Raw genomic sequence first — 10,763 nt, 5'->3', positions numbered from 1 at the left:
GGCTATTTTTTTGTACAGTCTTAAACAGTATTGCGAAGAAGGCGAGGGTCTTCCGTATCATAAACGGAAGTTTTAGAACCATTGAAAACACGGATGGGTGGACTAAAGTACATGATCCCGAGAACTGATTTCGGAAGTATTGGGTAAGTACGAAGAAGTTGTCACCCAAATCTTGACAAGCATTCGTTCAACTAACGGAGAACGATAGTTCAACCAAAACATTACGGCAGCCGACCACATGATCGGCTGCCGTTGTTCATTGAAGTAACGGGCATCACGCTAGAATTTTTTTGTCTACGGTTATTACAGATCCCAAGGAATTGCGAAAAGCACGTCAAGTCACCCGTAGGGTGATTTTGTTCCTCTGTTAGTGAACCTTTTATCCAAAACGAGCCAATAGTTAGTGTAACACCTGAATGGAGGCCGGTCCTATGAAGGATATTAATTGGAGCCCATGGCTTATCCGGATGAGCCGGGGCGACGAGGAGGCATTCCGAACGGTATACCAAGCAACGCGCGATCATACTTACAGGCTGATTCATTATCTCTCTCCCTGTAAGGAAGACGTTGGGGACATCATGAGCGAGGTTTATATCGAGTTGATGAGGAGCGCGGATAAGTATCGATCGGAGCAACCTTTTGCAGCATGGTTTAACGGATTAATTGTCAGGCAAGTACGTAATTGGAAGAGAAAGAGCTGGAGAATGTTCCGGATTGCAGAGAAGCTGCAAGCGTTAGCCGGGCAGTCATCGGATGAAAAAGCCGAAGCTCGGTTGTCCGCTGTAAGCGACCGTATGGATCTTCAGGCGCTCCTAGGAACGCTCCCCCACAAAGCGAGGGAGATCCTTGTGCTCAGGTACTACCAGGACTGTTCGCTGGAAGAGATTGCGGGGATGCTGAACATCCCCTTGGGAACGGTCAAATCGAGGCATCATCACGCCCTAAAGCGATTGCGTCGTCGATTCGAGTCATTCCAAGACGGAAAGGAGAGGAATGGCTATGTCTATTGAACGGAGATTGACCGAAGCGTTCAAGCACGATCAGGCTGAACTGGAGTGCCCTCCTTCACTGGATGAGCGAATCATGGCGGAATATGGACGGATGGCGATGGATAGGAGGAGAAAGAGACTTATGAGAAACAAACGAACCTTATCAAGAGTTGCCATTTTTGCAGCTATAATAGCAGTACTATGCGGATTTGCTTATGCAGGTACAAAGCTGTTGTTCTCGGACTCGCTAGGCCAGTATTCCATTCGTATGCAAACGAATGAAGCTCTTGTGATCAGCCCAGAGGCATTGGCGAGTGCCCGGGCATCACTTAAGGAAGTGCAAGATCAACTGAAGCCTGGAACTACGGCAGTTGTCTATTTGCCGGGGGTCTTCTCGGAGTATCCCGGTGATCCACTGCCGTTAGGAGTAACTAACCCCGACTGGACTGCTGGAGTTCCTGAGTGGAAGGCCATGCTGGAGGCGCAGGGTGTGACGGAATCGTTACCCGACTCCTTGCTCGGGGGTACTTACATCTTCGAGGCAGGGGCCGAGAACAGTCCGTTCCATGCCTCTATGGGAATGGATGCCATGGATCATATGAGCGAGATGATAGCCGAACATAACCATGCCGATGGTGACGGGCCGCTGTGGCGCTTGACGGAGGCGTCCGCCGATGATCCGGTGTCAAACTACACTTCGGTCTACAGGGATGCAAATAACGAAGCCCTATACTATACTTGGCAGATTATTAGCGATTCTTCCATAAAGCTCGAAGCTTTTACTTCGACGACTACAGTCTATGAAGAGCTGGATTTAGAAGGACGCAAGGCTCATTACACAAAGAGCGATCAATCATTGTTCGGCGAGAGCAATTTACTTCAAGGGATTATGTGGATGGAGGAGAAGGAAGGTCAAACCGTTATTTATCATTTGGAGTCGGATGCCGCAGGCATGACAAAGGAACGATTAATCGAGGCGGCAGCAGCCCTGCAATAACGCCAAATGGGACTTCGATCCTTACATCAGAATTGATAATGCTGCTCGACGAAAGCTGCTCTTTATAAAACAAGATGGAGGTTCGTAAATGAGGGAGGCTCGGCTAAGGTGAATAACTTAGCGAGCTTCCCTTTTGAATTATGTGGAAAGCCCAAAATACATGTTGTTGTTAGATTGTGTTTATGTGCAGCAAAATTCTTCCGCGTCCACGTCTTGCCTCGCTTTTCTCCAGTGCTTTATCAGCTTGGTTTAGCGGGAATATGGAATCAATCTCTGCTTTAATCGTGCCGTTGGCAATTAATTCCGTTAAGGTTTGCAGATCCGCGTAGGTTGGGAATTTGGTGTTGAATTTAGCTGTAACACCATGCTTTTGAGCGTTCTCTTGGGATGGATCCTGAGTCAAAGAGACAAGAATTCCGCCCATCTTCAGAACGGCCCATGATCGATTCTCGGTCTCGCCTCCAATGGAATCGACGACCAGATCCACTTCTTTGACGACGTCTTCGAAAGCCGTCATGGTATAATCGATGACTTGATCCGCACCCAAAGACTTGACGAAGTCCATGTTAGAGGTAGAAGCCGTAGCGATCACGGTCGCTCCCTTCCATTTGGCCAGCTGAACGGCAAACTGTCCAACGCCGCCTGCTGCAGCATGGATGAGAACAGTTTGGCCAGACTGGAGTTCACCTTCTGTGAACAACGCTTTCCAAGCCGTTTCGGCTCCTGCTTTAATCGTTGCTGCATCTTCAAAGGTGAGAATATCCGGAATGTTGACTAATTCATGGACTTTCGCAATGCCATATTCTGAGTAGGCTCCTCTAATACTACCAAAAATGCGATCACCGGGCTTGAAATCCGTCACACCTTGCCCCACCTCTTCGACAACTCCGGAACCATAAAATCCAGGAGTGTAGGGGAAGGATACAGGAAAAACAGTTTGAAGCCAACCGTTACGAATTTTATAGTCAAGCGGAATAATCGTAGCATATACGATACGAACGAGCACTTCATTCGTTTGGGGTTGTGGGCGTTCAACGGTTTGTACCTTTAATACATTTGGACCACCATATTCATCGACCAGAATGGCTTGCATCGACTTTTTAGACATGATTATCTCTCCTCGTATCAATCATCTTTTTTTAAAATTTATAGTTAAGTTTCTAAAGAAGCGGCTATTTTTTGTGCCAGAGCTACAAACTGTATTTTTTCTTCGTCATTGAGAACTTTCGTTGTGATCTCTTCCAGCTTGCTCCAAGCCTGAATCACTCCGGGTTCAACTCCACGCCCTGTTTGTGTGAGCGATACGATGGTTACGCGTTTATCTTCCTGGGAGCGGCTGCAGGTGACCAACCCAGCATCTTCCAAACGACGAACGGATTTAGCTATTGTCGAGTGATCAAGGCGCAGTGACCTTGAGAGACTATTCTGTGATTGGCTGTCTCGGTGCCATAACTGCATCAGTACGAGCTCCTGCCCTGGATATAGGCCTGCTTCTCGAAGCAGCTGTCCTGCAATTTTATGATGTGAACGAGCCATGCTGAATATAGAGAAGCTTACGGGAAAATGCGTTGCCGAACTGATTTCATTTTCAATGGCTTCGTTATTAATGTTTTTCTTCAATAGTTTCATCTCTCCTTCCGGTTATGTGGTCGTCAACATATTCGATTAATTCCAAGATAACATTTAAATATGTTGCCGTCAACATAAATGAAAACATTGCGTAGTAACAAGCTGAACAATATATAAAAAAAATCACTGCCTTTGTCGATTTCACCATTGTTTATTCGTCGTATTCCATAGAAGGACAATTCAAGTGGACGATGAGTCAGCAGCCAGAACGGCTTATGGGAAGCTAAGCGAGGGAGGCGAAAGCAAGTATCCTTTCGCTCTTCAGACATGGGGTGCTTATTATGGAGAAGTCGTAGATGGCGTGATAAAAGAATGAAGGATGGATCATCTGTAAAAGGAGAGATGGATAATGACAAGAACAAATTCTAAAGGTCAGCTATGGACGGCAAGAGTGATGAGTGGAATAGCCATTTTGTTTATGCTGCTTGACAGTATCATGAAATTATTTATGCCCTCATTTGTTGTTGATTCTACCGTATCACTTGGTTTCCAAGAACATCATATTTATTTGTTGGGCATACTCGGACTTCTTTCTACTATTCTTTATGCATTCCCTCGTACAACGATCTTAGGTGCAGTAGTGTTGACCGGTTATTTTGGTGGCGTGATTGCGATACATGTTCGTCTAGATGCCCCACTTTTTTCTGCGATCCTGTTTCCTGTTTATCTTGCTGTGTTGGTCTGGGGAGGCCTTTGGCTGAGGAATGAGCAAGTACGCAAATTCTTTTCTTTGCAAAAATAGATGAGTGACCTTCAGTAAAACCAAGTTGGAGCGAGACATTCGCCTTAAGAGAGCAGTCTGCTACGGCAACTGCTTTCTTTCTTTTTTAAGCTACCGGGCAATCGAAAAATACTGATGGTAATCTTCCTGTATCATTTGCTATAATTCCATAAAATGGTCATTGGAATGGAGTTGTATTTGATGAATATTTTGTTTGTATGTACCGATAATTTTACTCGAAGCGTAATAGCCGAGCTTTGTATGAAGGATTTTCTTCGTAGAAATAATAAAATCTCAATTAAGGTTGCCTCCGCTGGAATAAGAGCAAATAGTGATATTAGCAAGTAAGTATTCCAATATTCACTTTAAAATGGAGCCGCTACATAGCAAATCGAAGGTCTTCGTTTGAGTACAGTCGACAGCTATCTTCACCAACTTATTATTGGGGATTTTGGTCGAAAACTGACACATAGTCTATAGTGCAGGTCAGTTTATCATGAGCTTCAACTATAGGTGGTGAATTATGATAAAGACAGAACTCGTTCTATCGCGCCTTCCGCCTGTGGGAAGGTTGGCGCGCTGAATATTTAAATGCAAACCCGATATGAGAAGGCATAGTAAGCTAATCCGTATGGATGGTGGAATGAGTCCTACTATTTATTAATATTGTCCGAGACTGTCGCCTAACTATCGCCTCCTGAATACATCTGAAGTAAAATGATTCAAGAGGGGATGTTCGTTGTGCAACCTGTTCCTCATGATCTCGTTGAAGGATGGATCGCCTATACGTCGGATCGCGGCGGTACGTTCGACATTTGGCTGTACCGACCGCAGGACGGACGTAATGTTCAACTTACACAGGGGCTTGGTGCGGAATATTCCGTTCCTTATTGGTCCCCGAGTAGCAGGAGAATCGCTTTCATCGGCATTGGCAACGTGATTCACCTGCTGGATACCAGTAGGCTGACCGTCGCCCGGATCGACCAGATTGCACCCTATGCACTACTGGACTGGTCCCCCGACAGCCGGCATCTTAGTTTTGTCAAAAACGGGCGAATTATAATCTATGATACTTTCACCCATAACAGCTATGCGATTCCGGAGTCGACCGCAAGTGATGTCCAGTGGTTTCCTTCTGGGACAGAGCTTCTGTTCGCAGCTCTGAATTCCAGCGATAACACACAGCTCTTCCGTATCCGAACGGATGGTACAGCTCGGAAACAAATTACGCACAATACAGATGGACCGCTCCATGACGTTCGGCTTTCCCCGGACGGTACCTTCGCGCTATATACGTTCCCCGGTGCCAGCATCTCCATTATTTCGACGGTGGATCTGGCCACAGGCGCCATCTATACGTTGGATGGCGGACCGCTCGCCAAAAACTATTTTCCAGCATGGTCCCCAGATTCGCAGAGTATCGCCTATAGCACAACCGCCTATAAGGAGCCGAATTATTATTCTCACATCCAAATTGACAGCCGTACAGGTCAGAATCAGAGGACGTTATCGTTATCGGATTGTTTTGCCACTCCTGTCGACTGGTCACCGGACGGAAGCAAAGTCGTGTATTTATCGGGATGTACAGGTGTAAATCGTGCAAGTCAGCTCTGGGTTGTCGATACTAAGAAGCCGATTCCGGTGAACGTCCTTAGCGGTGGACAGATTACCGCTGTGCAGTGGTCTCCACGTAGTAGAATGGTTTGAGTACAAGTTATTTTACCACTGAGGGTGCTCCGCAGAGCACCCATTTTATTTAAATAGGAATTTACTCATCGTCCATAATGTCGTTGTACTTTTGTGTGATTTTTTGCCAGTTAGTATTGTTCATGTCACATACGTTTAATAACTCGTTAAGCCTATCATTAATTCTTTGATCTACTATTTGATCTCGTTGTAGAAGGATATCCAATGCAACTAGTAATATTTTGGACAAATCCAATGCTTCAACGTTAATCGAAAGTAGATCTTCAGGGAAAAATTTTACCAACATATTGGACGCTGAATGGATATCCTCTTTTGAGTACATTAAATCGTATAAAATCTCAAAGTTTTTGGCCCAATCCATACTTTCGACTGTTCTAAAAAATGCGGGATCGGATACTTTAGCGTTCGGTGTTCCAACAAATAGCGTATTTCCACCCATGTCTGTTATCATGAATCTCCTATCTTCTTTTAAGTCTTTTAATTTTGAAATTCGGGGTATGCCAGAACGGGGGATTTTTCCGGTATTTCTCTTTAATCCTGAAGTGAACTCCTCATATATACGACTTACATCTTCAACCTTGATATAGCACATATTCGGATTTTCATTAGGCAAAGTGCGTTTGCTTCCATAAAAATGGATCTCAAGCGCATCATAACTCACCACTGCATAAGGATTAGGACGATTGTACATTTGAATAGTCTCAAACCCCAAATGCTCATAAAAGGCAACCTGCTCCTTGATGGATGGACACGGCAATATAGGTATAATTTGATTCATTACAATTCAACTCCTGCCTTGGAATTTAGATTACCTACCAATCGTACAACATTCATGCAAATGATAAGGTTTGAATGAATCTGTAAGTGTGTTACTGTTAGGAACAGACAAAACCCGTCATATGCTTTAATAATAAATTATAGCTATTAAGGAATGGGACCTGAGATGAAAGGCATTGAGATAGCAAAAAAATTGAATATAAGCACAAGTGCACTGAGGCACTATGAATCGTGGGGACTTGTTCCTGAGATTGAGAGAGCTTCAAATGGGTATCGCATCTATACCAAAGAGCATGAGGAATATTTTCAATGTATTCGTGCCCTGATTCCTGGGTTTGGCATGAATGTGGTTCGGTCCATTATGCCGCTTATCATAAAGGGAGAGAAGCTTGATGTTCTGTGGCAAATTAATAAATCACAAGTGAACCTCCATACGGAAAAGGAAACGGTCCAAAGAGCAATTGAAATGATTGATTTGATTGAAGATGCAGAAATTCCCGAATATCTTAGTAAGAGTACATTCACAATTGGAGAAGCAGCCAGCTTAGCTAATGTATCCGCTTCTTCCATTCGACATTGGGAAAAGGAAGGTTTAATTAAGCCTGACCGCGAACAAGAGAGTGGATTTCGTATCTACTCTCGAACGGATATTCGCAAGGTGCTGATCATCCGAACCGTTCAAAGGGTAGCTTACTCCTTGGATATTGTTCGAGAAGTGTTAGTAGGGCTAGACAACAACAATATCTCACAGGCCAAAGAAATCGCTTATCAATCTCTGCAATACATTGATTATGCATTAGTTGAACAAATGCGTGGTATCGCGTATTTGCACAATCTTCTGGAGGCTGTATCAAAGAAGTAACATAATGTTTGAATGGAATGCTCAATTGAAAACAAAGTATAAAGTACAAGAACATGAAGCTATGTATATTGGGAGGAGAATAGTATTGAATCTTGTTGATTCAAAAACAAGTAAGAGGATCGTATTATTCTTGTTCCTATTGCTAGTAATAGTGGATGTCACAATGGTTTTACTTAGTGTACAGCAATATTATTTCGTTTTTTATAGATCATCTGGGTGGCTTATTCCGATTCTTTTTAATATCCTATTGTTGTTTTTAATGTTGTTTATATCCAAAAAGTGGATTTTGTTGATTCCTATAGTCATGTTAATCATTTGTATGTTCGTATATAGAATTGGTTTTTTAATTATGGACTGGGATTACGACTATATAGATTCTCCTAAAGGGACTGAAACATTAATTATCAAGCACCGAGTTGCAACCTTAGGTGAAAGTACTTATTTTTATGAATTTTATCAAAAGTCGTACTCTGTTATATTAATGAAAAAATTAACTGAACAGGACCTAGCAGTTATGGTTATGGTCAGTGATCATGGTAGATATCCAAATGCACAAAAAGCATTAGGATTCGATCATCCTGAATGGCTTAATGAAAAGAAAGTAGTCTTCGAATCAAAAGATGGTCGACAGGAAGTTATTTTAAACTAAAGGAGCAGTTTGCCAAGGCAATTGCTCCTTTAGTTGATTAAGCATGGTATTTTTAAGCTGGCCGGAATGCCTTTTTGTTTTTCAAGATGGCGTTGGTCTAATGAGTCAGCTTTTTTACCCTGTCATCAAACCGAGGTAAGAAACCGGAACAGACCTAGGACGGCGAAGGCGAACAAGACTGTGCCAGCGCCTATGCCTGTAATTGTGCTATTCGCCACCTGTAGTTTCGGAGAAATGAGGACGGCAATAATGGCAACTGCGACGAGGAGCCCAGATAATAAGTACAGACTTGGATCGTCGAAGACGTTCTTCAAGCCGATAAAATGAATGCCGACAATGAAGGCGATCCAAGGGGCTACATAATCCTTTCGATGTTTCTTAATTAGAATAAAAGCACCAATTCCAGCTAGGAAAAACTCCACGTATACGGAAATTAAATAGTCTTTGAACGCGCTTGTGTCAGACAACGCTGATGGGGAATCCCAGTGTGTTATGCTTAGATAGACGCCGAGCAAGCATAGCAGGAGAGCGATGCCGGAAGCGATGCCGAGATATATACGCCATTTCGGCCTCGGATTTTCCTGCGCCCAACCGAACCAGGCAAAGCTGAACATGCCGAAAATGGAAGCATACATGGCATAGTCTCTTAAGTATTCCATGCGGCAAATATCCTCCCTTATATTGGATAAAAGTCCTTTTGTTAATATAGCATAGTCTTGGATAAACTGGGTGGCTTTATGGAAAGTAGTATACTAACCGTATGCTCCATATTGCGATTACGATACGTGTTTTTTTGTAGAGGACCATTTTTATAAGATATTTCTTAAGCATCGATCGTGTTATATGTAGGAGGTGAATAAATGGACAACCAATCGCTAAGGCGGACAGATAGCGAGTTTGCTGAAATTTATCAACGGAATATAGATACGGTTTATAGATTATGTTTCATTCTTTTGAAAAACACAGTTGACGCTGATGATGCTGTTCAGTCTATATTTTTGAAGCTATTCAAACACAACGGCACCTTTCACGACCCTGAGCATGAGAAAGCATGGCTAATTGTGACAACCAAAAATACTTGCAAAGATGTATTAAAGAGCTGGTGGAGATCCCGACGTGTCGATATAGACGTTTTACCGGAAAAGACGTACTGGGATAACGATGAGAATCAGAGGGATGTGCTTGAGAATTTACTCCGGCTTCCCGAGAAATACAGAACGGTACTGTACCTTTATTATTATGAGGGATATTCCGTAAGGGAAATAAGCAAATTGCTAGATCGAAAAGAGAGTACGCTACAAACGCAATTATCCAAAGGGCGTGCACGCCTGAAGACTGAGTTGGGAGGGATGTATGGTGACGGAAAACCATCTCAAGGGACTATTTGAGGCATTGGAGCCCAATAAAGAACATAAAGACAAGTTATTTCAAGACATGATAGCTAAGCTCGAATCCGAATCCATAGTGCTTAGAAAGCCTGTGTTCCAGAGATATGTAAGGCCTGTGATGCTGACAACAGTGATTATGGTCTGCATGATAGCAACAACCGCTTATGCAGCCGCCTATATGGGCTTGGATTTAAAGCTATTGAACTTTCTAAACCCGGCAACTAGCGAGCAAGAGGTTTATTTGGAGAACGGTGCTTATGCAGTTAACAAGCAAGCTGCGAATGAGAATGGAACACTTGAAGTGAAGCAAATAATTGGCGACAGCCATTTAACGTATATTTTAATGGATTTCACCGCACCAGAAGGTACAATTCTCAATGCCGAGCGGTATCGTTTCCAGACACACTTGAAGTTTGATCATCCAGGCTCGTATAGTGCTGGGATTGGTTACACCTTATTGGATGATGAGAATGCTAACGATAATAAGATCAGCTTAGTAATGACTTATTTGTCGGATCAACGAAACGTAGGGAGTTCCGTTACCTTACGAGTAAGTGATTTGGAAGCGGCTGATCATTATCCCGATGTATACGAAACAGTCCTAACAGGTTCATGGGAAACTAAGTTTGAGATGAATGATATAGATATTTCGGTCAGCCATGCATTACGTCAGGAAATATCCTTATATGGATATGAAGCGGTGCTATCTTCGATTTCCATTTCACCAATTTCCATTACATTAATCGTAGATAGTTCGCATACCAGAGAGATTTCTGAAGCAGCCAGCCGTTCCTCGAAGGAAATTGGACCTAATCAGTATTCGGACAGTTATCCCATCACCATCCAGTACAAAGACGGGACATCGGAGATAACGACTGTAGATACTGGGATGTCTCAAGCAGACTTAATAAGCGACAGCATAACGATTATCAAAACCTTTACACCCATCATAAATGCTAAAGAAATAGAATGGGTTGCGTTTTTTGGTTCAGTTATCCCGGTAAAGGAAATTAATAAGTAAGGTTACTGCATCCCCTTATTGAT

The 10,763-nt window shown here is 43.2% G+C and carries 14 protein-coding genes; 10 read left to right on the top strand and 4 right to left on the bottom strand.

The window, feature by feature from the left end; genetic code table 11:
- Positions 1-431 precede the first annotated feature (431 nt).
- Positions 432-1,010, top strand: a complete 579-nt coding sequence (locus tag AC6ESP_RS07640; RefSeq protein WP_497096095.1) for a sigma-70 family RNA polymerase sigma factor — start codon at positions 432-434, stop codon at positions 1,008-1,010.
- A complete protein-coding gene (locus AC6ESP_RS07635; protein WP_497096094.1) occupies positions 1,000-1,986 on the top strand; it encodes a hypothetical protein in 987 nt (328 codons plus the stop codon). Before AC6ESP_RS07640 ends, AC6ESP_RS07635 begins: the two co-directional genes overlap by 11 nt.
- A gap of 169 nt (positions 1,987-2,155) precedes the next feature.
- On the opposite strand, the gene AC6ESP_RS07630 is transcribed toward AC6ESP_RS07635, so the two are convergent.
- Complete coding sequence (locus tag AC6ESP_RS07630; protein WP_497096093.1) at positions 2,156-3,094, bottom strand: NADP-dependent oxidoreductase; 939 nt, start codon at positions 3,092-3,094, stop codon at positions 2,156-2,158.
- A gap of 44 nt (positions 3,095-3,138) precedes the next feature.
- Complete coding sequence (locus AC6ESP_RS07625; protein ID WP_497096092.1) at positions 3,139-3,606, bottom strand: MarR family winged helix-turn-helix transcriptional regulator; 468 nt, start codon at positions 3,604-3,606, stop codon at positions 3,139-3,141.
- Between the two features lie 193 nt (positions 3,607-3,799).
- Here AC6ESP_RS07625 and AC6ESP_RS07620 point away from each other — a divergent pair, with 193 nt between their 5' ends.
- From AC6ESP_RS07620 to AC6ESP_RS07605, 4 genes are all read left to right on the top strand, one after another.
- Positions 3,800-3,931, top strand: coding sequence for a hypothetical protein (locus tag AC6ESP_RS07620; RefSeq protein ID WP_497096091.1), 132 nt, complete (start codon positions 3,800-3,802; stop codon positions 3,929-3,931).
- Positions 3,932-3,964: 33 nt separating this feature from the next.
- Entirely contained in the window at positions 3,965-4,357 is a 393-nt protein-coding gene (locus tag AC6ESP_RS07615; RefSeq protein WP_497096090.1) for a DoxX family protein, read from the top strand.
- 153 nt (positions 4,358-4,510) lie between these two features.
- Positions 4,511-4,684: an arsenate reductase/protein-tyrosine-phosphatase family protein gene (locus AC6ESP_RS07610; protein WP_497096089.1), complete on the top strand. Its 174-nt coding sequence runs from the start codon at positions 4,511-4,513 to the stop codon at positions 4,682-4,684.
- Positions 4,685-5,077: 393 nt separating this feature from the next.
- Positions 5,078-6,043 carry a hypothetical protein gene (locus tag AC6ESP_RS07605; protein ID WP_497096088.1) on the top strand — a complete coding sequence of 322 codons (966 nt, stop codon included), beginning with the start codon at positions 5,078-5,080 and terminating at the stop codon, positions 6,041-6,043.
- Positions 6,044-6,104: 61 nt separating this feature from the next.
- Here AC6ESP_RS07605 and AC6ESP_RS07600 read toward each other — a convergent pair whose 3' ends face one another.
- Positions 6,105-6,821 carry a DUF8817 family protein gene (locus AC6ESP_RS07600; RefSeq protein WP_497096087.1) on the bottom strand — a complete coding sequence of 239 codons (717 nt, stop codon included), beginning with the start codon at positions 6,819-6,821 and terminating at the stop codon, positions 6,105-6,107.
- 165 nt (positions 6,822-6,986) lie between these two features.
- On the opposite strand from AC6ESP_RS07600, the gene AC6ESP_RS07595 reads away from it, so the two are divergent.
- Both AC6ESP_RS07595 and AC6ESP_RS07590 read left to right on the top strand, forming a co-directional pair.
- Entirely contained in the window at positions 6,987-7,682 is a 696-nt protein-coding gene (locus AC6ESP_RS07595; protein ID WP_497096086.1) for a MerR family DNA-binding transcriptional regulator, read from the top strand.
- Between the two features lie 4 nt (positions 7,683-7,686).
- Positions 7,687-8,331, top strand: a complete 645-nt coding sequence (locus AC6ESP_RS07590) for a hypothetical protein (RefSeq protein ID WP_497096085.1) — start codon at positions 7,687-7,689, stop codon at positions 8,329-8,331.
- Positions 8,332-8,456: 125 nt separating this feature from the next.
- Here AC6ESP_RS07590 and AC6ESP_RS07585 read toward each other — a convergent pair whose 3' ends face one another.
- The gene (locus AC6ESP_RS07585; protein ID WP_497096084.1) at positions 8,457-8,990 is read right to left on the bottom strand and encodes a hypothetical protein; all 534 of its coding nucleotides are present in this window, start codon (positions 8,988-8,990) and stop codon (positions 8,457-8,459) included.
- A 201-nt stretch (positions 8,991-9,191) separates the two neighbouring features.
- On the opposite strand from AC6ESP_RS07585, the gene AC6ESP_RS07580 reads away from it, so the two are divergent.
- Entirely contained in the window at positions 9,192-9,719 is a 528-nt protein-coding gene (locus tag AC6ESP_RS07580; RefSeq protein WP_497096083.1) for an RNA polymerase sigma factor, read from the top strand.
- Complete coding sequence (locus AC6ESP_RS07575) at positions 9,688-10,740, top strand: hypothetical protein (protein ID WP_497096082.1); 1,053 nt, start codon at positions 9,688-9,690, stop codon at positions 10,738-10,740. The genes AC6ESP_RS07580 and AC6ESP_RS07575 overlap by 32 nt, the downstream gene beginning before the upstream one ends.
- The last annotated feature ends 23 nt before the right edge of the window (positions 10,741-10,763 follow it).

Source organism: Paenibacillus xinjiangensis, from assembly GCF_059686975.1.
Note: the sequence above shows the minus strand (reverse complement) of the source record. Positions and strands in the feature narration are given on the sequence as shown.